At 58.8% G+C, this 21,216-nt stretch carries 19 protein-coding genes; 14 read left to right on the top strand and 5 right to left on the bottom strand.

What is annotated here, in order from left to right:
* Positions 1 to 82 precede the first annotated feature (82 nt).
* From ACA069_RS21875 to ACA069_RS21845, 7 genes are all read left to right on the top strand, one after another.
* A complete protein-coding gene (locus tag ACA069_RS21875) occupies positions 83 to 1,342 on the top strand; it encodes a D-mannose isomerase (protein WP_497615199.1) in 1,260 nt (419 codons plus the stop codon).
* A gap of 119 nt (positions 1,343 to 1,461) precedes the next feature.
* Complete coding sequence (locus tag ACA069_RS21870) at positions 1,462 to 2,763, top strand: ABC transporter substrate-binding protein (protein ID WP_497615198.1); 1,302 nt, start codon at positions 1,462 to 1,464, stop codon at positions 2,761 to 2,763.
* A gap of 150 nt (positions 2,764 to 2,913) precedes the next feature.
* Positions 2,914 to 3,822 (top strand): carbohydrate ABC transporter permease, encoded by a 909-nt coding sequence (locus ACA069_RS21865; protein ID WP_187679738.1) that lies wholly within the window; start codon positions 2,914 to 2,916, stop codon positions 3,820 to 3,822.
* Positions 3,815 to 4,660 carry a carbohydrate ABC transporter permease gene (locus ACA069_RS21860; protein WP_187679737.1) on the top strand — a complete coding sequence of 282 codons (846 nt, stop codon included), beginning with the start codon at positions 3,815 to 3,817 and terminating at the stop codon, positions 4,658 to 4,660. The genes ACA069_RS21865 and ACA069_RS21860 overlap by 8 nt, the downstream gene beginning before the upstream one ends.
* A gap of 2 nt (positions 4,661 to 4,662) precedes the next feature.
* Positions 4,663 to 5,823 (top strand): ABC transporter ATP-binding protein, encoded by a 1,161-nt coding sequence (locus tag ACA069_RS21855; protein ID WP_489878893.1) that lies wholly within the window; start codon positions 4,663 to 4,665, stop codon positions 5,821 to 5,823.
* A gap of 192 nt (positions 5,824 to 6,015) precedes the next feature.
* Positions 6,016 to 7,365, top strand: a complete 1,350-nt coding sequence (locus tag ACA069_RS21850) for a carbohydrate porin (protein ID WP_489878894.1) — start codon at positions 6,016 to 6,018, stop codon at positions 7,363 to 7,365.
* A 287-nt stretch (positions 7,366 to 7,652) separates the two neighbouring features.
* Positions 7,653 to 8,507: a D-hexose-6-phosphate mutarotase gene (locus ACA069_RS21845; protein ID WP_305439395.1), complete on the top strand. Its 855-nt coding sequence runs from the start codon at positions 7,653 to 7,655 to the stop codon at positions 8,505 to 8,507.
* 126 nt (positions 8,508 to 8,633) lie between these two features.
* On the opposite strand, the gene ACA069_RS21840 is transcribed toward ACA069_RS21845, so the two are convergent.
* Positions 8,634 to 9,494, bottom strand: a complete 861-nt coding sequence (locus tag ACA069_RS21840; RefSeq protein ID WP_171057240.1) for a MurR/RpiR family transcriptional regulator — start codon at positions 9,492 to 9,494, stop codon at positions 8,634 to 8,636.
* Positions 9,495 to 9,719: 225 nt separating this feature from the next.
* Between ACA069_RS21840 and zwf the strand changes: the two genes are divergently transcribed.
* The 4 genes from zwf to ACA069_RS21820 all read left to right on the top strand — a co-directional run bounded on the left by zwf (position 9,720) and on the right by ACA069_RS21820 (position 13,467).
* Positions 9,720 to 11,186 carry a glucose-6-phosphate dehydrogenase gene (gene zwf / locus ACA069_RS21835; protein WP_497615197.1) on the top strand — a complete coding sequence of 489 codons (1,467 nt, stop codon included), beginning with the start codon at positions 9,720 to 9,722 and terminating at the stop codon, positions 11,184 to 11,186.
* Positions 11,173 to 11,886, top strand: a complete 714-nt coding sequence (pgl, locus tag ACA069_RS21830) for a 6-phosphogluconolactonase (protein WP_401267943.1) — start codon at positions 11,173 to 11,175, stop codon at positions 11,884 to 11,886. Before zwf ends, pgl begins: the two co-directional genes overlap by 14 nt.
* A 17-nt stretch (positions 11,887 to 11,903) precedes the next feature.
* The gene (locus tag ACA069_RS21825; protein ID WP_008082815.1) at positions 11,904 to 12,569 is read left to right on the top strand and encodes a bifunctional 4-hydroxy-2-oxoglutarate aldolase/2-dehydro-3-deoxy-phosphogluconate aldolase; all 666 of its coding nucleotides are present in this window, start codon (positions 11,904 to 11,906) and stop codon (positions 12,567 to 12,569) included.
* A gap of 172 nt (positions 12,570 to 12,741) precedes the next feature.
* Entirely contained in the window at positions 12,742 to 13,467 is a 726-nt protein-coding gene (locus ACA069_RS21820; RefSeq protein ID WP_497615196.1) for an intradiol ring-cleavage dioxygenase, read from the top strand.
* 5 nt (positions 13,468 to 13,472) lie between these two features.
* Here the strand turns inward: ACA069_RS21820 and ACA069_RS21815 are convergent, their stop codons facing one another.
* Both ACA069_RS21815 and ACA069_RS21810 read right to left on the bottom strand, forming a co-directional pair.
* Complete coding sequence (locus tag ACA069_RS21815; protein WP_489878897.1) at positions 13,473 to 14,654, bottom strand: aminotransferase class V-fold PLP-dependent enzyme; 1,182 nt, start codon at positions 14,652 to 14,654, stop codon at positions 13,473 to 13,475.
* Between the two features lie 31 nt (positions 14,655 to 14,685).
* A complete protein-coding gene (locus ACA069_RS21810; protein ID WP_003227425.1) occupies positions 14,686 to 14,922 on the bottom strand; it encodes a DUF3820 family protein in 237 nt (78 codons plus the stop codon).
* A 204-nt stretch (positions 14,923 to 15,126) separates the two neighbouring features.
* Here ACA069_RS21810 and ACA069_RS21805 point away from each other — a divergent pair, with 204 nt between their 5' ends.
* Positions 15,127 to 15,594, top strand: coding sequence for a ferritin-like domain-containing protein (locus ACA069_RS21805; protein ID WP_401267951.1), 468 nt, complete (start codon positions 15,127 to 15,129; stop codon positions 15,592 to 15,594).
* Positions 15,595 to 15,717: 123 nt separating this feature from the next.
* Here ACA069_RS21805 and ACA069_RS21800 read toward each other — a convergent pair whose 3' ends face one another.
* Positions 15,718 to 16,188: a MaoC family dehydratase gene (locus ACA069_RS21800; protein ID WP_003227420.1), complete on the bottom strand. Its 471-nt coding sequence runs from the start codon at positions 16,186 to 16,188 to the stop codon at positions 15,718 to 15,720.
* Between the two features lie 42 nt (positions 16,189 to 16,230).
* Positions 16,231 to 17,175 carry an alpha/beta hydrolase gene (locus tag ACA069_RS21795; protein ID WP_489878899.1) on the bottom strand — a complete coding sequence of 315 codons (945 nt, stop codon included), beginning with the start codon at positions 17,173 to 17,175 and terminating at the stop codon, positions 16,231 to 16,233.
* Between the two features lie 239 nt (positions 17,176 to 17,414).
* On the opposite strand from ACA069_RS21795, the gene fadD2 reads away from it, so the two are divergent.
* On the top strand, positions 17,415 to 19,103 hold the full coding sequence (gene fadD2 / locus ACA069_RS21790; RefSeq protein ID WP_187679727.1) for a long-chain-fatty-acid--CoA ligase FadD2: 1,689 nt from the start codon (positions 17,415 to 17,417) through the stop codon (positions 19,101 to 19,103).
* Positions 19,104 to 19,451: 348 nt separating this feature from the next.
* Complete coding sequence (fadD1, locus tag ACA069_RS21785) at positions 19,452 to 21,149, top strand: long-chain-fatty-acid--CoA ligase FadD1 (RefSeq protein WP_497615195.1); 1,698 nt, start codon at positions 19,452 to 19,454, stop codon at positions 21,147 to 21,149.
* The last annotated feature ends 67 nt before the right edge of the window (positions 21,150 to 21,216 follow it).

The following is a 21,216-nucleotide window of genomic DNA, read 5'->3' as shown; positions in this document are numbered from 1 at the left end:
CAAAACCCGTCCCCTTCGTTACAAGCCCATCCCGGCCCGTTGTTTAGACTCCCCGCAGTCATAACAACAAAAAAGGCCACCCATGGATCTCTTCAACCCAGGCTTCAGCAGTTGGCTGAACGCCCCTGCCCACCAGCAATGGCTCGCCGCCGAAGGCCTGCGTCTGCTGGATTTCGCCAAGGCTTCAAAACTGCCTCAAGGCTTCGGCAACCTCGACGAACGCGGCCAGTTGCCAGCGAGCGCGCAGGCCGAAACCATGAACACCGCGCGCATGACCCACAGCTTCGCCATGGCCCATATTCAGGGCCTGCCGGGGTTTGCCGAGCTGATCGATCACGGTATCGCCGCCCTGCGCGGGCCGTTGCGGGATGCCTTGCACGGTGGCTGGTTTGCGGTGGCCGAACATCGCGACGACAACACCGGCAAGAACGCCTATCTGCACGCGTTCGTTGCACTGGCGGCGAGTTCTGCCGTTGTCGCGCAACGTCCCGGCGCCCAGGCTTTGCTGGATGACGCGATCGACATCATCGACACGTATTTCTGGAGCGAAGAAGAGGGCGCCATGCGCGAATTCTTCAACCGCGACTGGAGCGAAGAAGAAGCCTATCGCGGCGCCAACAGCAACATGCACGCCACCGAAGCCTTCCTCGCGCTGGCCGATGTCACTGAAGACCCGCGCTGGCTGATACGCGCGCAACGCATCGTCGAGCGGGTGATCCACGGTCACGCCGCCGCCAATGATTACCTGGTCATCGAACACTTCGATCGCAACTGGCAGCCACTGCGTGAATACAACCAGGACAATCCCTCCGACGGTTTCCGCCCTTACGGCACCACGCCGGGCCACGGTTTCGAGTGGGCGCGGCTGTTGCTGCACCTCGAAGCCGCGCGGGTCCAGGCCGGCATGCTTACGCCGGGTTGGCTGGCGACCGACGCGCAAAAGCTTTTCGACAACAACTGCCGTCATGGCTGGGACGTCGACGGCGCGCCTGGCATTGTCTACACCCTCGACTGGGACAACAAAGCCGTGGTCCGCCATCGCTTGCACTGGACTCACGCCGAAGCCAGCGCCGCTGCCAGCGCGTTGCTCAAGCGTACTGGCGATCAGCAATACGAAACCTGGTACCGGCTGTTCTGGGAGTTTTGCGAAATGAATTTCATCGACCGCTGCGATGGCAGTTGGCACCACGAACTCGATCCGCAAAACCGCCAAAGTGCCGATATCTGGCCGGGCAAGCCCGATCTCTATCACGCCTGGCAAGCGGTGCTGATTCCGCGCCTACCCTTGTCACCCAGTATGGCAACGGCTCTGGCGCAATTATCCCGGGCCGTTCCTGTGTAACCATGTGGTGACATTCGCGCGTCCCTTCGTTACCTGCGAAGGCAAACGTCCTGTTTAAACTCCTGTGCAGCGCAAGCACCAGACTTGCAATGCATAACAACAAGAAAGGTACATCTCAGATGAATGCGATTTCTCGCCTCGCTACTGTCATTTCTGTCGCCTCCCTGTTCCCGCTCGCAATTCTGCCTCTCAGTGTTTCCGCTGCCGAATCCAAAGGTTCGGTCGAAGTCGTGCACTGGTGGACGTCCGGTGGCGAAAAAGCTGCCGTTGATGTGCTCAAGGCTCAAGTCGAAAAAGACGGTTTCACCTGGAAAGACGGTGCTGTCGCCGGTGGTGGCGGTGCAACTGCCATGACCGTGCTGAAAAGCCGTGCCGTTGCAGGCAACCCACCGGGCGTTGCCCAGATCAAAGGCCCGGACATCCAGGAATGGGCGTCGACCGGTCTGCTCGACACCGACGTTCTGAAAGACGTCGCCAAAGCAGAGAAGTGGGACAGCCTGCTCGACAAGAAAGTCTCCGACACCGTGAAGTACGAAGGTGATTACGTGGCCGTGCCGGTGAACATTCACCGCGTGAACTGGCTGTGGATCAACCCGGAAGTCTTCAAGAAAGCCGGCATCGAAAAAGCGCCAACCACCCTCGAAGAATTCTACGCCGCTGGCGACAAGCTCAAGGCTGCGGGATTCATTCCGTTGGCCCACGGCGGTCAGCCTTGGCAGGACAGCACCGTGTTCGAAGCCGTTGTGCTGTCGGTCATGGGTGTTGATGGCTACAAGAAAGCCCTGGTCGATCTGGACAACAAAGCGCTGACCGGCCCGGAAATGGTCAAGGCCCTGACCGAGCTGAAGAAAGTCGCGACCTACATGGACGCTGACGGCAAAGGTCAGGACTGGAACCTGGAGGCGGCCAAAGTCATCAACGGCAAGGCCGGCATGCAGATCATGGGTGACTGGGCCAAGTCCGAATGGACTGCCGCGAAGAAAATCGCCGGCAAGGATTACCAGTGCGTAGCTTTTCCGGGCACCGACAAGGCGTTCACCTACAACATCGACTCCCTCGCTGTGTTCAAGCAGAAAGACGCCGGTACAGCCGCGGGTCAGAAGGACATTGCCAAAGTCGTGCTGGGTGAAAACTTCCAGAAGGTCTTCAGCATCAACAAAGGCTCGATCCCGGTTCGTATCGACATGTTGAACGACATGGAGAAACTCGGTTTCGACTCCTGCGCGCAGACGGCTGCCAAGGACTTCCTGGCAGATGCCAAGTCCGGCGGTTTGCAACCGAGCATGGCGCATAACATGGCGACCACGCTGGCGGTGCAGGGCGCGTTCTTTGACGTAGTGACCAACTACATCAACGACCCGAAAGCCGACCCGGCCGATGCGGCCAAGAAACTCGGCGCGGCGATTCAGTCGGCCAAGTAATGCTTGGCCCCTGTAGGAGTGAGCCTGCTCGCGATAGCAGTTTGTCAGGTAACAGATTCATCAACTGACACACCGCAATCGCGAGCAGGCTCACCCCTACAAGGGGGCGAGTTGCCCAAGTAGTCCTTTTCTCTCGTACTGGATTCCCCCATGAGTTCTGTTGCTGTGTTCAGCAAGGCCTCGCCGTTCGATGCATTGCAACGCTGGCTGCCAAAACTGGTGCTGGCGCCGAGCATGTTCATCGTGCTGGTGGGCTTCTATGGCTACATCCTGTGGACGTTCATTCTGTCGTTCACCACTTCGACGTTCCTGCCCAACTACAAGTGGGCCGGCCTGGCGCAGTATCAGCGGCTGTTCGACAACGATCGCTGGTGGGTCGCGAGCAAGAACCTCGCCCTGTTCGGCGGGATGTTCATCGGCATCACCCTGGTGATCGGCGTATTGCTGGCGGTGTTTCTCGACCAGCGTATCCGCCGCGAAGGTTTCATCCGCACCATTTACCTGTACCCGATGGCGCTCTCGATGATCGTCACCGGTACCGCGTGGAAATGGCTGCTCAACCCGGGCATGGGCCTGGACAAATTGTTGCGTGACTGGGGCTGGGAAGGCTTCCGTCTCGACTGGCTGATCGACCCCGATCGCGTGGTCTATTGCCTGGTGATCGCCGCTGTCTGGCAAGCCTCGGGCTTCATCATGGCGATGTTCCTCGCCGGCCTGCGTGGGGTTGATCAGTCGATCATCCGTGCCGCGCAGATCGACGGCGCGAGCATGCCGACGATCTACTGGAAAGTGGTGCTGCCAAGTCTGCGTCCGGTGTTCTTCAGTGCGGTAATGATTCTGGCGCACATCGCGATCAAGAGCTTCGACCTGGTTGCCGCGATGACTGCCGGTGGCCCGGGTTATTCCTCTGATTTGCCGGCGATGTTCATGTACTCGTTCACGTTCAGTCGCGGCCAGATGGGCATGGGCTCGGCCAGTGCGATTCTGATGCTCGGTGCGATTCTCGCGATCATCGTGCCTTACCTGTATTCCGAGCTGAGGACCAAGCGCAATGACTAGTCTCGCTGCCAAACCTGCGATCAGCCTGAGTCGCATCGCGATTTACGCGGTGCTGATCTTCGCCGTGTTCCTTTATCTGGTGCCGCTGGTGGTCATGTTGCTGACCAGCTTCAAGACCCCGGAAGACATCAGCACCGGCAACCTGCTGAGCTGGCCGACCGTGGTCAGCGGCATCGGCTGGGTCAAGGCCTGGGCAACGGTTGATGGCTACTTCTGGAACTCGATCAAGATCACCGTCCCTGCCGTAATCATCTCCACCGCCATCGGTGCGTTGAACGGTTACGTGTTGTCGATGTGGCGCTTCCGTGGCTCGCAACTGTTCTTCGGTCTGTTGTTGTTCGGCTGCTTCCTGCCGTTCCAGACCGTGCTGCTGCCAGCCTCGTTCACCCTCGGCAAGATGGGTCTGGCCAGCACCACCACCGGCCTGGTGTTTATCCATGTGGTTTACGGTCTGGCGTTCACCACGCTGTTCTTCCGTAACTACTACGTGAGCATTCCCGATGCGCTGGTGAAAGCCGCACGTCTGGATGGCGCGGGTTTCTTCACCATTTTCCGGCGGATCATTCTGCCGATGTCGACGCCGATCATCATGGTCTGCCTGATCTGGCAGTTCACTCAGATCTGGAACGACTTCCTGTTCGGTGTGGTGTTCTCCAGCGGTGATTCGCAGCCGATTACGGTGGCGCTGAACAACCTGGTCAACACCAGCACCGGCGCCAAGGAATACAACGTGGACATGGCAGCGGCGATGATCGCCGGCCTGCCGACCCTGCTGGTCTATGTGGTCGCAGGCAAGTATTTCGTGCGCGGGCTGACGGCCGGCGCAGTCAAGGGGTAATCATGGCTACGCTCGAACTTCGCAACGTAAACAAGACCTATGGTGCCGGCCTGCCGGACACCCTGAAGAACATCGAACTGTCGATCAAGGACGGTGAGTTCCTGATCCTCGTCGGCCCGTCGGGCTGCGGCAAGTCGACCCTGATGAACTGCATCGCCGGCCTGGAAACCATCACCGGCGGCGCGATCATGATCGGCGACCAGGACGTCAGCGGCATGAGCCCCAAGGATCGCGACATCGCCATGGTGTTCCAGTCCTACGCGCTGTACCCGACCATGAGCGTGCGCGAGAACATCGAGTTCGGTCTGAAGATTCGCAAGATGCCGCAGTCGGCGATCGACGAAGAAGTCGCCCGCGTGGCCAAGCTGTTGCAGATCGAACACCTGCTCAACCGCAAGCCGGGCCAGCTCTCCGGTGGTCAGCAACAGCGTGTGGCAATGGGCCGTGCGTTGGCGCGTCGGCCGAAGATCTATCTGTTCGACGAACCGCTGTCCAACCTCGACGCCAAGCTGCGCGTCGAGATGCGCACCGAAATGAAACTGATGCACCAGCGCCTGAAAACCACCACGGTCTACGTGACCCACGACCAGATCGAAGCGATGACCCTGGGCGACAAAGTGGCGGTGATGAAGGACGGCATCATTCAGCAGTTCGGTACGCCAAAAGAGATCTACAACGACCCGGCCAACCTGTTCGTGGCGAGTTTCATTGGTTCGCCGCCGATGAACTTCATCCCGTTGCGGCTGCAACGCAAGGACGGTCGTCTGCTGGCGCTGCTCGACAGCGGCCAGGCGCGTTGCGAGTTGCCAATGGGTATGCAGGACGCCGGTCTCGAAGATCGCGAAGTGATCCTCGGCCTGCGCCCGGAACAGATCGTACTGGCGAACGGCGAGGGCAATGGCCTGCCGAGCATTCGCGCTGAAGTGCAGGTCACTGAACCGACCGGTCCGGACACTCTGGTGTTCGTCAACCTGAACGACACCAAGGTCTGCTGCCGTCTGGCACCGGACGTGGCACCGCAGGTGGGCGAGAGCCTGACGCTGCAATTCGATCCGTCGAAAGTTTTGTTGTTCGATGCCAAGACTGGCGAGCGGTTGGGTGTTGCCGGCCAACCGCAGACCGATGCGCGGTCTGCGAACGTTGCCCAGTTCAAAGGCCGCTGAATATCAACATGTGTGAGCAAACTTTTGTGGTGAGGGGATTTATCCCCGATGGGTCGCGAAGCGGCCCCAGAAGCCGGGTCTGCTGCGCAGAACATCGGGGATAAATCCCCTCGCCACAGGGTTCGATGCTGCACTTTATGTAAACCGCGTTAGATAAAAACAGTTAATAACAATAAAGACGAGGATGTAGGGATGAAAAAGAAACACGTCAATGCCCGGTTGATCTGCCAAGTGTCAGCTGCGGCGGCATTGGTGCTGGCCGGCAATGCGATGGCAGCGGATGCCTTCAGTTCCGATTCGAAATGGATGACCGGCGACTGGGGTGGCGAGCGGACCAAGCTGATCGAGCAGGGTATCGACATCAAGGCGGACTACGTCGGTGAAATGGGCGCCAACCTGAACGGCGGCTACAACGACGACAAGACCGGCCGCTACAGCGACCAGTTCGGTCTGGGCGTGGCACTTGATCTGCAAAAGCTGTGGGGCTGGGACAACACCCAGGCCAAGATCCAACTGACCAACCGTAACGGTCAAAACATCTCCAACGACCGCGTGGGCGATCCGCGTGCCGGTACCTTGAGTTCGTCTCAGGAAGTTTACGGCCGTGGCCACATGGTACGTCTGACCCAGTTGTGGATTCAGCACCAGTTCTTCGACAACAAACTCGACGTCAAGGCCGGTTATTTCGGTGAAGGCGAAGACTTCAACACCTTCCCGTGCGAATTCCAGAACCTGGCGTTTTGCGGCTCCCAAGTGGGTAACTGGGCAACCAACATCTGGTACAACTGGCCCGTCAGCCAGGCCGCGATCCGCGTGAAGTACAACATCAACGACGAGCTCTACGCGCAGATCGGCGCGTACAACCAGAACCCGTCGCAGCTGGAACACGGCAACGGCTTCAAACTCAGCGGCAGCGGCACCAAAGGCACCGTGTTGCCGGTCGAGCTGGTCTGGTCGCCGAAGGTCAACAGCCTGCCGGGCGAATACCGCGTCGGTTACTACAAGAGCACGGCGGATGCTGATGATGTTCGTGAAGACATCAATGGTTTCGACGCTGCCACTACTGGCAACGCCTACAAGACCCACAGCAGCAAAAGCGGCTACTGGTTCGTCGCGCAACAGCAACTCACCAGCCACAACGGTGACGCCTCGCGCGGTCTGAATATCGCGGCGAACGCCACGTTCCACGACAAGGACACCAACTTCATCGACAACTACCAGTCGGTGATGTTTGTCTACAAGGGCCCGTTCGATGCTCGTCCGAAGGATGACATCGGTATCGGCGCAGCGCGTATCCACGTCAACGATGACGTGAAGAAAAACGCCGAGCTGCTCAACGTGTCTAACGGTGTTTCGGACTACGACAATCCGGTGTTCTCGCCGATTCGTGAAACCGAGTACAACTATGAGCTCAACTACGGCATCCATGTCACCAACTGGCTGACCGTACGTCCTAACCTGCAATACATCACCCATCCGGGCGGTGTGGATGCCGTGGACAACGCTTTGGTCGCGGGTCTGAAAATTCAGACCGTGTTCTAACGCGTCTGCGGTAAGCTCCTCTCTATGTGCGCATATTTGCGGACAGCCAAGGCTGTCCGCTTTTTTTTGCGATAGCCGTCCGGTGATATACCTGTGGCGAGGGGATTTATCCCCGATGGGTTGCGAAGCGACCCCAGACCTGCAACCGTTTTCACCCTGACATACCGTATGCAATTGGTTCAGGGCCGCTCCGCGCCCCATCGGGGATAAATCCCCTCGCCACAGTGTTCACTCTCACTGGGCACAAAGGTAATTGAGTACCCCAATGATTTTCAGGATCGTGGCCAATGCATGAGCATCCGCTACAACGCTTTTTCAAATCCCTGCGTGAACAACCTGTGTTCGCCTGGGAGCGCTATCAGATGCGCGACGTGTTGGTGATCGATCATCCGCTGTGTCAGGCGGTGTTCAGTCGTCAGGGCGCGCAGTTGCTGCACTTTCAGCCGCGCGGGCAAAAACCGTGGTTGTGGTGTGCGGCGAAGTGGCCGCATGTTGGGGCCATTCGTGGTGGTGTGCCGGTCTGCTGGCCGTGGTATGGCCGCCATCCGAGCGAAAATGCCTGGCCGTCCCATGGTTGGGCACGATTGCTGGACTGGAAACTGCTCGACAGCAGCAGCGCCGAGGATGGCGTGCGACTGCACTGGCAATTGCAGTTATGCGACTGGCAGGTCGACCTGCACGCTCACCTCGGTGAGCGCATGGAATTACGTCTGAGCACCGAGCATCAGGACGACATGCCTTGCCAGTTGAGCCAGGCTTTGCACGCTTACTGGCGTATTGGCGATGTTGGTGAGATAGCGCTGTCTGGCCTCGAGGGCGCGCAGGGTTATGACCAGTTGAACCGCCAGGCTTGCCAGCAGGAAGGTGAGTTGCGGGTCGATGGCGGCTGTCAGCGGGTGTTCCAGCATGACGGCGAATTGCAGCTCAAGGATCACGCCTGGCAGCGCGAGTTGTGCATTGATACTGGCGACAGTGGCGATACGGTGGTGTGGCATCCCGGGTCGCGGCCGTTGTTGGGCGTGAGCTGGGATGAGGTGACGGAGTTTGTCTGTGTGGAGGCAGCGGCGGGTGGGACCGATAGCCTGCATCTGGCGCCGGGGGAGAAGGCGCATTTGAGTTTGCAGGCGTGGGCTGCGGCCTGATCCGAAGCCATGCGGTGAATCGGCTGGCCTCTTCGCGAGCAGGCTCGCTCCCACAGGGAAATGCATTCCAAATGTGGGAGCGAGCCTGCTCGCGAAGAGGGTGGATCAGTCAGCCGAGATTTTGGATCAGTTGAACTCATCCCCCACCGGATACCGGCTCGCATTCAAGCTCTCTTTGATCTTGCGCAAATGCGGCTGGAAATCCACCCCGCGACGCAACGTCATCCCCGTCGCCAGCACATCCAGCACCGTCAACTGAATGATCCGCGAAGTCATCGGCATATAGATGTCGGTGTCTTCCGGCAGCGGAATGTTCAGGCTCAAGGTACTCGCCTTGGCCAACGGCGAATTCTCCGCCGTCAGGCCGAGCACCGAAGCACCGTTCTCCCGAGCAATGCGCGCCACTTCCACCAGCTCACGGGTGCGGCCGGTGTAGGAAATGATCACGAACAACTCGCCGGTGTGTGCCACCGAAGCAATCATTCGCTGCATCAGCACATCGGCATGCGCCGTCACCGCCAGGTTGAAACGGAAGAACTTGTGCTGCGCGTCGAGAGCCACTGGAGCTGACGCACCGAGGCCGAAGAAGTGGATCTGTCGGGCCTGAATCAACAGGTCGACGGCGCGGCTGATCAGGTTCGGGTCGAGTGCCTGGCAGGCGCTGTCGAGCGAAGCGATGGCGCTGCCGAAAATCTTCTGTGTGTAGGCTTCGGGATTGTCATCGGCCTCGACCGCGCGGCTGACATACGCCGCGCCGCTGGCCAGGCTCTGGGCCAGTTGCAGCTTGAGTTCGGGGTAGCCGCTGACGCCGAACGAACGGCAGAAACGGTTGACCGTCGGTTCGCTCACCGAGGCTGCCTGGGCGAGGGCGGCGATGCTGAAGCGGGTGGCCTGCTGCGGGTTGAGCAGGATCACTTCGGCGACTTTGCGTTCGGCCTTGTTCAGGTCTTCAAGGCGACTCTGGATCTGTTCCAGTAAATTTCGCACGCGGTCCATATGGAATTCCTAATTCACCTGCGCAAAGTGCGCCGGGCTATGCAAATTGGGCCTTTGATATGGCCGGTAACGGTGGCCTATCCTACTGATGGCTCCGACCGACCACCACTCGGAATCTGTATTTTGCGAAAATGTTGTGGTTATTACTACATTTTCCCTTGAGTGATGCCTTGAAAAAAGGTATTTGTAGCTTAACTTGATAAAAGAACAAACATCATGCCTTCGATTACGGTTGAACCGTGCACCTTTGCCTTGTTCGGCGCTCTTGGCGATCTCGCCCTGCGCAAGTTGTTTCCTGCCCTTTATCACCTTGACGGCGCCGACCTGTTGCACGAGGACACGCGCATCATCGCGTTGGCCCGTGAAGCGGGTTCCGAGCAAGAGCACATGGCGTTCATCGCCGCCGAACTGCGCCGCTACGTCGGCAAAGAACTGAACGAAGCCGTTGCCGAGCGCTTTCTCGCTCGCCTGACTTACCTGCACGTCGACTTCCTCAAGGCTGATGATTACGTCGCACTGGCCGAAATGACCGGCAGTGCGCAACGCATGATTGCTTACTTCGCCACTCCGGCGGCGGTATACGGCGCGATCTGCGAGAACCTGGCGAAAGTCGGTCTGGCAGAAAACACCCGCGTAGTGCTGGAAAAACCGATCGGCTCCGATCTCGAATCCTCGCGCAAAGTGAATGATGCCGTGGCGCAGTTCTTCCCGGAGAACCGCACCTACCGTATCGACCACTACCTGGGCAAAGAGACCGTTCAAAACCTGATCGCCCTGCGTTTCGCCAACAGCCTGTTCGAAACCCAGTGGAACCAGAATTACATCTCCCACGTGGAAATCACCGTGGCCGAGAAGGTCGGCATCGAAGGCCGTTGGGGCTACTTCGACAAGGCCGGCCAGCTGCGCGACATGATTCAGAATCACCTGCTGCAACTGCTCTGCCTGATCGCCATGGACCCGCCGGCTGACCTGTCCGCCGACAGCATCCGTGACGAAAAAGTAAAAGTGCTCAAGGCCCTGGCGCCGATCAGCCCGGAAGGTCTGACCACCCAAGTGGTGCGCGGTCAATACATCGCTGGCCACAGCGAAGGCAAATCCGTACCGGGCTACCTCGAAGAACCGAACTCCAACACCCAGAGCGACACCGAAACCTTCGTCGCCCTGCGTGCCGACATCCGCAACTGGCGTTGGGCCGGTGTGCCGTTCTACCTGCGGACCGGCAAGCGTATGCCGCAGAAACTGTCGCAGATCGTCATCCACTTCAAGGAACCGTCGCACTACATCTTCGCCCCCGAGCAGCGCCTGCAGATCAGCAACAAACTGATCATCCGCCTGCAACCGGACGAAGGCATTTCCTTGCGCGTGATGACCAAAGAGCAGGGCCTGGACAAAGGCATGCAACTGCGCAGCGGCCCACTGCAACTGAATTTCTCCGACACCTGGCGTAGCGCGCGGATCCCCGATGCCTACGAGCGGTTGTTGCTGGAAGTGATGAACGGCAATCAGAACCTGTTTGTCCGTAAAGATGAAATCGAAGCCGCGTGGAAGTGGTGTGACCAGCTGATCGCCGGGTGGAAAAAATCCGGTGACGCGCCCAAGCCGTATGCGGCCGGGTCGTGGGGGCCGATGAGCTCCATTGCATTGATCACGCGGGACGGGAGGTCGTGGTATGGCGATATCTGATGTGAAACTGCCTGCGGGCGTGAACGCTCACGAATTCAAGAGCCCGGTGCTGTTGGCCGAAGGTCTGGCGCTGAACGTTGCCAAGCAGCTCGGCGATGCCATTGCGGCACGCGGCAACGCAGTGCTGGTGGTGTCCGGCGGGCGCAGCCCGGTGGCGTTTTTCCAGCACTTGGCCAAACAGGAACTGGACTGGTCGAAGGTTGTCGTGACCCTCGCCGATGAGCGCTGGGTACCGGTCGAACACGCCGACAGCAATGCCGGTCTGCTCAAGCAGTATCTGCTCAAAGGTCCGGCAGCCAAGGCACAGTTCCTCAGCCTCTACAGCGCTGCGGCGAATGTGGAACAGGCAGCGGAAAACGCCGACCGCTTGCTCGCGGAACTGCCAGCGATTGACGTACTGGTGCTGGGCATGGGCGACGACGGTCACACCGCTTCGCTGTTCCCTGACAGCCCGAACCTCGCTGAAGCGCTGCAAGCCGACGGCACGCGCCGTTGCTGGCCGATGCTGGCACCGAGCGTGCCGCGTCAGCGCCTGACCATGAGCCGTGCGCTACTGGCTTCGGCCAAGCACAAGATTCTGTCGATTTCCGGTCAATCGAAACTGACCACCCTGAATGCCGCGCTGGCGTCCGACGACGTCGCTGCCATGCCGGTTCGCGCGTTTCTGCAACCCACGTTAGAGATTTACTGGTGCCCATGAGCCAAGGAACAGCCGCTATGACAACCCCATCCCCGACCGTTTCCATGGCGGACAAAGTTGCCCTGATCGACAGCCTCTGTGCCAAGGCGCGGATCCTGCCGGTGATCACCATCGCTCGCGAACAGGACGTGCTGCCACTGGCCGACGCTCTGGCCGCCGGTGGCCTGACTGCACTGGAAGTGACTCTGCGTTCGCAATTCGGCCTCAAGGCGATCCAGATCCTGCGCGACCAGCGTCCGGAACTGATGACCGGTGCCGGCACCGTGCTCGATCGCAACATGCTCGCAGCGGCCGAAGCGGCGGGTTCGCAATTCATCGTTACCCCGGGCATCACCCGTGACCTGCTCGAAGCCAGCGTCGACAGCCCGATTCCGCTGTTGCCGGGTATCAGCAACGCCTCCGGCATCATGGAAGGCTACGGTCTGGGTTATCGCCGCTTCAAGCTGTTCCCGGCAGAAGTCAGCGGCGGCGTCGCGGCCATCAAGGCCCTCGGCGGCCCGTTCGGCGAAGTGAAATTCTGCCCGACCGGTGGCGTTGGCCCGGCCAATATCAAAAGCTACATGGCGCTGAAAAACGTCATGTGCGTGGGCGGTAGCTGGATGCTGGATCCGGAGTGGATCAAGAACGGCGATTGGGCCCGCATTCAGGAATGCACCGCCGAGGCGTTGGCGCTGCTGGACTGATTTTTATCCGACACTTCGTTGTGTGTTCTACGGCTTTACGGTGCGCTTGGTCGGTGCACCGTTTTTTTTTGCCCTGAAAAAGTTGCGGATACATTGCTCGATACATAGTTACCGCACGCTGACTTTTCCCCGCCGCTAATCTGCGCTCTTCTTATGGAAGAGAGCACGTGTCATGGATCGAGATCCCGCTTCACCCTCAACGCAATTGGTGTACCAACTGGCCCCCGAGCAAATTCCCGGGCCGTATTTTCGCAATCCAAAACTGTTGCGTCGCAACATCAGCGAAGGAGCCGAAGGCTTGCCGCTGGTCCTGCGCCTGACCATTGTCGATGCCATGACGGGTGAGCCGGTGAGTGGCGCCCTGGTGGACATCTGGCACTGCAACGCGCGAGGCGCTTATTCGGGTTGGAGTCGGATCAATCCGGATCTGGAAGCCGATGCCGAAACAATCGGTTCGATCCCGCGCACCGACGATGATACTTATCTGCGCGGCAGTCAGTTCTGTGACCATCGAGGGCAGGCGCGATTTACCACGATTTATCCGGGGTTCTATGCCGGTCGTGCGCTGCACGTTCATGTCGCGGTGCGCATCGCGGCCGGTAGCGAATACCTGGAAGAGCGCAATGTGGCCTGGGTCGGTCAGCTGTACTTTCCCGAGGTCGTCTCTCGCTCGGTGCTCAATGCCAAAGCCTATCGCGGCCGCGCTTCGTTGCCACGCAACAACGCCGAGGACGACCTGTATGCCAGCATGAACGGTGAAGCGTCGACACTGACTGTTTGGCCCATTGGTCGCGATTCTTACGATGATGGGTTCTTCGGCCACCTCACCATCGGCATCGATACTTTTGCGGCGTCGTCGCAGATCAAACCCGAGGATTTCGACAAATACACCGTATAAGCGGCTCAGCGCAGTGCGTTGAGCGCACGGGTCAGCAACTGCATGTCGTCGGCTGTGGTCGTCAGTCCCGGCGTGATGCGGATGCATGGGCCGCACGCTGCACCGTTGCGCACTACGGTGAACAGGTTGTAGTCGTTGAGCAAACGTTCTGCCATCGCCTGTTGATTGTCGTGGCGGGTGAAACGCATTGACGTGATCCCGCAATACAACCGTGGATCGTCCGGGGTCATGACGTCGATGCCCGGTAAGTGCCGCACGGCGCTGACCCACAGATTGCGCAGGTAATTGAGCCGCGCACCTTTGGCTGCGGCGCCGCCCAGGGAGCGGTGCTCCTCGAACACCAGCGGCAAGGTCATCAGCGCTGGAATGTTCGGCGTGCTGTAAGACGTACGCGCACGGATGTCATTGGCTGGATAGTGCATCTCGCCCATGTCCGGATCGATATCGGCCAGACGTTGCGGGGCGATATAGAGAAAGCCGAGAGTCAGCGGTGCACCAATCCATTTGTGCAGGTTGTAGCCGGCGAAGGTAATGCCCAGCGCTTCGAGATTGAACTCCATCTGGCCGAGGGCGTGGGCGCCGTCAAGGATGATGTCCACGCCGTGTTCCTTGGCCAGTGTTGCGATTGCCTGCACCGGCATCACCAGGCCGGTGCGATGGGTGACATGGGTCAGCGCCATCAACTTGAGTTTCGGATGGCGGATGAATGTCTCGCGATACGTCTCCAGCAGGCTGTCGAAACTGGCCGGGTGCGTGTGGCTGATCTCGATCACCTCTACGCCGCGCTGCCGTGCCAGCCAGCGCATGGCGCCCTTTACCGTGTCGTATTCGAGATCGCAGATCAGCACCTGGTCGCCCGGCTGCAAGCGGTTGTAGTTGCGGATCAGCGATTGCAGGCCTTCGGTGGCGTTGCGGGTAAAGGCGACGCTTTGCGCGCGCACACCGATCAGTTCGGCCAGTTGCGCGCGAATGTCGAGGTTGTCGTGTTGTTCGAAGCGTTGGCGCACATACACCGAGTTGCTGTTGTTGATCAGTTCGATGTTGCGCTGGTACTCCTCGATCACCGTGCGCGACATGCGGCCGAAGTAACCGTTTTCCAGGTTCACTGGGCCGGGATGAACGTCGTAACGATCGGTGAACGTCTGCCAGAAGGCTTCGTCACGGGCGCGGCGGGTGTTATCGGGCATGATCGGGCTGAACTCTATAGAGGAGGGCGCTTCAGTGGCGCGGAGCAGGTTTGCCGTGTTTGGCGCGCAGCGGTTCAAGCAGATCAGACAAGCCGTTGTGGTCGATTTCCTGCATCAATGCCAGCAAGCCACCGAGTTCACCGTGGGGAAATCCCTCGCGGGCGAACCAGTTCAGGTAAGGGCCTGGCAGGTCGGCAATGATCCGGCCCTTGTACTTGCCGAAGGGCATTTCGCGGGTGATCAGCAGTTCGAGTTTTTCAGGATTCATCGAGTTTCGGTCTGGATTCAATTCAAACTGGAAAATACAGGCATTCTGCATGCAGGCCAAATGACAGATCATGCAAATAACCGTGATACAGATAGTTCCTTTATATTTAAGTTGTTGATAAATAACGATTTATTAACAAATAAAAAGCTGGCACGCTCACTGCAATATCCCTTGCATCTTCCACCGATCGCAAGGAATTGAAAAATGACCGACATGAATAAAGAAGCCATCTCTGTACTCAATGACCTGATTGAAACCAGCAAGGACGGTCAGGAAGGGTTCAAGACTTGCGCTGAAGACATCAAGCATCCAGAACTGAAAACCCTGTTTGTGTCCCGCTCTGCCGATTGCGCCACTGCCGCTGCTGAACTGCAAGCTGAAGTGCGTAAACTCGGCGGCGATCCGGAAACTTCCACCAGCGTCAGCGGTGACCTGCACCGCCGTTGGGTAGACGTCAAAGCCATGTTCACCGGCAAGGACGAAGAGGCTGTACTGAACGAAGCCGAGCGCGGTGAAGACCATGCGCTGAAGGCTTATCGTGAAGCCATGGAGAAAATCAACAAGCACAACCTGGTGGGTATTCGTGACCTGGTTGAACGCCAGTATCACGGCGTACAGCGCAATCACGATCAGGTGAAAGCCCTGCGTAACCAGGCTCGCGCACGCTCGTAAGCGTCACTGAAAAAAACTGTGGGAGCGAGCCTGCTCGCGAATGCGGTGTGTCATGCAACGATGTTTTTGCTGACACGACCCTTTCGCGAGCAGGCTCGCTCCCACTTTTTTTTGCGCTATCAATCAGCCAATGCTGATCGCCGGCAACGTCGGCAGCGTCACAGTCTGCTGCTTGCGTGGCGCCAGAATTTCCGCCTCGCCATCCACCACCAACTCATCACGCTGATTGAACACGCGAGTGGCAATGCGCACGCGAAATTTCGGCAGCTTCTCGAGAATTTCCAGACGCACCGTCAGAGTGTCGCCAATCTTCACCGGCTTCTGAAAACTCATCTGCTGACCGATATAAATAGTGCCCGGCCCAGGCAGTTCGCAAGCCACCGCAGCACTGATCAGCGCGCCGCTGAACATGCCGTGGGCGATGCGTTCCTTGAACATGCTGGCGGCGGCGAATTCGGCGTCCAGGTGCACCGGGTTGTGGTCGCCGGACATCGCGGCGAACAACTGAATGTCACGCTCTTCGACAGTCTTGCTGTAGCTGGCGGTCTGGCCGACTTCGAGGGCTTCGTAAGGGATGTTGGTAACCTGGGTCATCGGTCTTGATTCCTGTGATGGATCAAATGAATCCACAAAAAATTATTCGCTACGTTGAGGGCGCGGATGGCTCAGGGCCTGGTCGATCCAGGCCAGCACATCGGTGATCACTTCGTCGCGATTGGTTTCGTTGAACAATTCGTGCCGCGCCTGCGGGTAGATCTTCAGTTGCAGGTTCTGGCTGCCGGCGGTGCGCAAGGCATTGGCCAGATCTGTCAGACGCTTGCCCTCGCTCACCGGATCACATTCACCACCAATCACCAGCAGCGGCAGGCCCGGGGCTATCTGGGCGAGAGTGGACGCTTTGCTGATTTGCTGCAAGCCGCCGAGCAAGTCGATCCACAGTTGATTGGTGCAGCGAAAGCCGCACAGCGGGTCGGCAGCGTACTGGTCGACTTCGGCCGGATCGCGGCTTAGCCAGTCAAACGGCGTACGCACCGGTTTGAATTTTTTGTTGAACGAGCCGAACGACAACCACTCGATCAGCGCGCTGCGACCCTTGCCACCCTGGCGCAGTTTTTCCAGGCGGGCGATCTGCCGCGCAGCGCCATAAAGCGCCACCGGTTGAAAGTTCGAGCCACTGAGAATCGCCCCGTGCAGGCTGGCGCTGTGGTGCAACAGATAGCCTTGGGCGAGGTAGCTGCCCATGCTGTGCCCGAGCAGAATGATCGGCACGCCGGGGTGCTGTTGGCCTATGTATTGATTGAGGCTGGCCAGATCACCGACGACTTTGCACCAGCCGTCATCGTCAGCGAAATGCCCGAGGGTGCCGTTATCGGCAGTTCTGCCATGTCCACGCAGGTCCGGGGCGTACACGCCATAACCTTCGGCGCAGAACCGCTCTGCCAGCCGCTGGTATCGCGCGCTGTGCTCGGCCATGCCGTGGGCCAGCAGGATCACGGCCTTCAGCGGAGTGGCCGGCAACCACTGATTGACGAAGAGGCGACTGCGGTCACTCGCGTCCAGCCATAGGGTGTCGTGGATCATGGCGATTCCTTTGCTCAGAGTCGAAACAGTGTATAGCGCATCTGTCGTCCGCCGTCTGATCAGCCCACGCCACGGCAGGAAGATTCACACGATCAATGACGGCTTTAGCCGTATTTGCCTGATTGGCCATAACTGCTAGTGTCCGTGAAGCTCCGCTTTTTGCTTTCTGTATTCAAGGGATGAACGAGAAATGACAGAAACGCGGCCCCGGATCGGCTCAGGTAAAGAGGACAAGAACAATGCAACCTGATTTCTGGAATGACAAACGCCCGGCCGGCGTACCGCTGGACATCGACATGGCTGAGTTCAAGTCCGTGATCGAGGTGTTCGAGCGTTCCTGCAAGAAGTTCGCGGATCGCCCGGCGTTCAGCAACATGGGCGTGACCCTGACTTACGCCGAACTCGAACGCCAGAGCGCCGCTTTCGCCGGTTATCTTCAAGCACATACCGATCTGGTGCCGGGGGATCGCATCGCGGTGCAGATGCCCAACATCCTGCATTACCCGATTGCCGTGTTCGGCGCCTTGCGCGCCGGGCTGATCGTGGTCAACACCAACCCGCTCTACACCGCGCGGGAGATGCGCCATCAGTTCAAGGACTCCGGCGCACGGGCGCTGGTGTACCTGAACATGTTCGGCCAGAAAGTCCAGGAAGTGCTGGCCGACACCGATATTCAATACCTGATCGAAGCGAAGATGGGCGACCTGATGCCTACCGCCAAAGGCTGGCTGGTCAACACCGTCGTCAGCAAGGTGAAGAAGATGGTGCCGGCGTATTCGCTGCCGCAGGCGGTCTCTTTCAAAAGCGCGTTGCGTCTGGGTCGGGGGCAGGGCATCAAGCCATTGAAAGTCGGTCTCGACGACATCGCCGTGCTGCAATACACCGGCGGCACCACCGGGCTGGCCAAGGGCGCGATGCTCACGCATGGCAATCTCGTGGCGAACATGCAGCAAGTGCGCGCCTGTCTCGCGCAACTGGGGCCTGATGGCCAGCCATTGCTGCGTGAAGGCCAGGAAGTGATGGTCGCGCCACTGCCGCTGTACCACATCTATGCCTTCACCGCGAACTGCATGTGCATGATGGTTTCCGGCAACCACAACGTGCTGATCACCAATCCGCGAGACATTGCCGGGTTCATCAAGGAGCTGAAGAACTGGCGCTTTTCCGCATTACTGGGTTTGAACACACTGTTTGTCGCGCTGATGGAGCACCCGGATTTCAAGACCCTGGATTTCTCCAGCCTGAAACTGACCAATTCCGGCGGCACTGCGCTGGTGAAAGCCACGGCCGAACGCTGGGAGCAGATCACCGGTTGCCGTATCACCGAAGGCTATGGTCTGACCGAAACATCGCCGGTTGCCTGCACCAACCCGTACGGCGACCAGTCGCGTCTGGGCACGGTTGGCTTGCCCGTGCCGGGCACGCTGTTGAAAGTCATCAACGATGACGGCGTCGAGCAGCCGCTGGGCGAGCGGGGCGAGTTGTGCATCAAGGGCCCGCAGATCATGAAAGGCTACTGGCACAAACCCGAAGCCACCGCCGAAGTGCTGGATGCCGAGGGCTGGTTCAAGTCCGGCGACATCGCGGTGATCGAACCGGACGGCTTTGTGCGCATCGTCGATCGCAAGAAGGACATGATCATCGTCTCCGGTTTCAACGTGTACCCCAACGAGATCGAGGACGTGGTGATGGCCCACCCGAAAGTCGCCAACTGTGCGGTGATCGGCGTGCCGGACGAGCGTTCGGGGGAGGCCGTGAAGCTGTTTGTGGTGGCGCGGGAAAGCGGGGTCAGTCTTGAAGAGCTGAAGGCTTACTGCAAAGAGAATTTCACGGCGTACAAGGTGCCGAAACACATAGTGTTGCGTGAGTCGTTGCCGATGACGCCTGTAGGGAAAATTCTGCGGCGTGAGTTGCGCGATATCGCCTGAAGATCAGAAGCGAAAAGATCGCAGCCTTCGGCAGCTCCTACATTGGAATGTGTTCCCTGTAGGAGCTGCCGAAGGCTGCGATCTTTTGCTTGGACGACCCGGAAAACCAGGGTTTCCAAGGTGATATAGGATTTTTGCTCTAAAATGACTGCTAGATAGTCTTGAGTCATCAATGTGACTGTAGGGGCCGCTTTTGGCTCTAGGCGACCCTCGGCAAAGCTGCTACTCTCGGCGCGCTTTGTGACTTCTCGGCCTCTGTAAAAGCCAGATTCACCAATACAAAACACACACCAATAATAATCGCATCAAATGCGGTGAAGAATTCGCGTTGCTGAGGAGTGGGCTTCCATGATCGAAGACTTTTGGAAGGATAAATACCCGGCTGGCATTGCTGCCGAGATCAATCCAGACGAGTATCCGAACATTCAGGCAGTGTTGAAGCAATCCTGCCAACGCTTCGCCAACAAACCGGCTTTCAGCAACCTGGGCAAGACAATCACCTACGGTGAGTTGTACGAATTGTCCGGTGCATTTGCCGCGTATCTGCAACAGCATACCGATTTGCAGCCCGGTGATCGAATCGCCGTGCAACTGCCCAACGTTCTGCAGTACCCGGTCGCTGTCTTCGGTGCGATACGCGCCGGGCTGATCGTGGTCAACACCAACCCGCTGTACACCGCGCGGGAAATGGAACACCAATTCAACGACTCCGGTGCCAAGGCGCTGGTGTGCCTGGCGAACATGGCGCACCTGGCCGAAGCCGTGGTGCCGAAAACCGGCGTCAAACACGTCATCGTCACTGAAGTCGCCGACCTGCTTCCGCCGATCAAGCGCTTGCTGATCAACAGCGTCATCAAGTACGTGAAGAAGATGGTGCCGGCCTATCACTTGCCAAAAGCCGTCAAGTTCAACGATGTGCTGAGCAAGGGCCAGGGTCAGCCTGTGGCTGAAGCCAACCCGGACAGCGGTGACGTCGCGGTGCTGCAATACACTGGCGGCACCACGGGCGTTGCCAAAGGCGCAATGCTGACCCACCGCAACCTCGTCGCCAACATGCTGCAGTGCAAGGCGCTGATGGGGTCCAATCTTAACGAAGGTTGCGAGATCCTGATCACGCCACTGCCGCTGTACCACATCTATGCGTTCACCTTTCATTGCATGGCGATGATGCTGATCGGCAACCACAACATCCTGATCAGCAACCCGCGCGATCTGCCGGCGATGGTCAAGGAACTGTCGAAGTGGAAGTTCAGCGGTTTCGTCGGCCTGAATACACTGTTCGTGGCGCTGTGCAACAACGAAGGCTTCCGCAAGCTGGATTTCTCCGCGCTCAAGGTCACCTTGTCCGGCGGCATGGCCCTGCAACTGGCCGCTGCCGAACGCTGGAAAGACGTGACCGGTTGCGCCATCTGCGAAGGTTACGGCATGACCGAAACCAGTCCGGTGGCCACGGTCAACCCGATCCAGCACATCCAGATCGGCACCATCGGCATTCCAGTGCCATCGACCCTGTGCAAAGTCATCAACGATGCCGGTGTCGAGCAGCCGTTGGGTGAAATCGGCGAGCTGTGCGTCAAGGGCCCGCAAGTGATGAAAGGCTACTGGCAGCGTCAGGAAGCCACCGATGAAATGCTCGACAGCGACGGCTGGCTGAAGACCGGTGACATCGCGCTGATCCAGCCGGACGGCTACATGCGCATTGTCGATCGCAAGAAAGACATGATTCTGGTCTCCGGTTTCAACGTCTATCCGAACGAACTGGAAGACGTGCTGGCGACCCTGCCGGGCGTGTTGCAGTGCGCGGCCATTGGCGTCCCGGACGAGAAGTCGGGCGAGGCAATCAAGATCTTTATCGTCGTCAAACCGGGCGTAACGCTGACCAAAGAGCAGGTGATGGATCACATGCGCGCCAACGTCACCGGCTACAAGGTGCCGCGCTCCGTGGAATTCCGCGATGCGCTGCCAACCACCAACGTCGGCAAGATCCTGCGTCGTGAGTTGCGTGATGAAGAGCTGAAGAAGATCAAGGCGAAGAACGCCGCGTAAAACAAAAAGCCCCGCAGATGCGGGGCTTTTTGATTTTGGCCGGCAGATATTCTGTGCCTGTGAGGCC

It is taken from the genome of Pseudomonas sp. LBUM1652 (assembly GCF_059716105.1).
Note: the sequence above shows the minus strand (reverse complement) of the source record. Positions and strands in the feature narration are given on the sequence as shown.

Bases quoted from the DNA above. Each gene is read 5' to 3' on its own strand.
- ACA069_RS21875 (WP_497615199.1), top strand. From the start codon at position 83: ATGGATCTCTTCAACCCAGGCTTCAGCAGTTGGCTGAACGCCCCTGCC.
- ACA069_RS21870 (WP_497615198.1), top strand. From the start codon at position 1,462: ATGAATGCGATTTCTCGCCTCGCTACTGTCATTTCTGTCGCCTCCCTG.
- ACA069_RS21865 (WP_187679738.1), top strand. From the start codon at position 2,914: ATGAGTTCTGTTGCTGTGTTCAGCAAGGCCTCGCCGTTCGATGCATTG.
- ACA069_RS21860 (WP_187679737.1), top strand. From the start codon at position 3,815: ATGACTAGTCTCGCTGCCAAACCTGCGATCAGCCTGAGTCGCATCGCG.
- ACA069_RS21855 (WP_489878893.1), top strand. From the start codon at position 4,663: ATGGCTACGCTCGAACTTCGCAACGTAAACAAGACCTATGGTGCCGGC.
- ACA069_RS21850 (WP_489878894.1), top strand. From the start codon at position 6,016: ATGAAAAAGAAACACGTCAATGCCCGGTTGATCTGCCAAGTGTCAGCT.
- ACA069_RS21845 (WP_305439395.1), top strand. From the start codon at position 7,653: ATGCATGAGCATCCGCTACAACGCTTTTTCAAATCCCTGCGTGAACAA.
- zwf (WP_497615197.1), top strand. From the start codon at position 9,720: ATGCCTTCGATTACGGTTGAACCGTGCACCTTTGCCTTGTTCGGCGCT.
- pgl (WP_401267943.1), top strand. From the start codon at position 11,173: ATGGCGATATCTGATGTGAAACTGCCTGCGGGCGTGAACGCTCACGAA.
- ACA069_RS21825 (WP_008082815.1), top strand. From the start codon at position 11,904: ATGACAACCCCATCCCCGACCGTTTCCATGGCGGACAAAGTTGCCCTG.
- ACA069_RS21820 (WP_497615196.1), top strand. From the start codon at position 12,742: ATGGATCGAGATCCCGCTTCACCCTCAACGCAATTGGTGTACCAACTG.
- ACA069_RS21815 (WP_489878897.1), bottom strand. From the start codon at position 14,654: ATGCCCGATAACACCCGCCGCGCCCGTGACGAAGCCTTCTGGCAGACG.
- ACA069_RS21810 (WP_003227425.1), bottom strand. From the start codon at position 14,922: ATGAATCCTGAAAAACTCGAACTGCTGATCACCCGCGAAATGCCCTTC.
- ACA069_RS21805 (WP_401267951.1), top strand. From the start codon at position 15,127: ATGACCGACATGAATAAAGAAGCCATCTCTGTACTCAATGACCTGATT.
- ACA069_RS21800 (WP_003227420.1), bottom strand. From the start codon at position 16,188: ATGACCCAGGTTACCAACATCCCTTACGAAGCCCTCGAAGTCGGCCAG.
- ACA069_RS21795 (WP_489878899.1), bottom strand. From the start codon at position 17,175: ATGATCCACGACACCCTATGGCTGGACGCGAGTGACCGCAGTCGCCTC.
- fadD2 (WP_187679727.1), top strand. From the start codon at position 17,415: ATGCAACCTGATTTCTGGAATGACAAACGCCCGGCCGGCGTACCGCTG.
- fadD1 (WP_497615195.1), top strand. From the start codon at position 19,452: ATGATCGAAGACTTTTGGAAGGATAAATACCCGGCTGGCATTGCTGCC.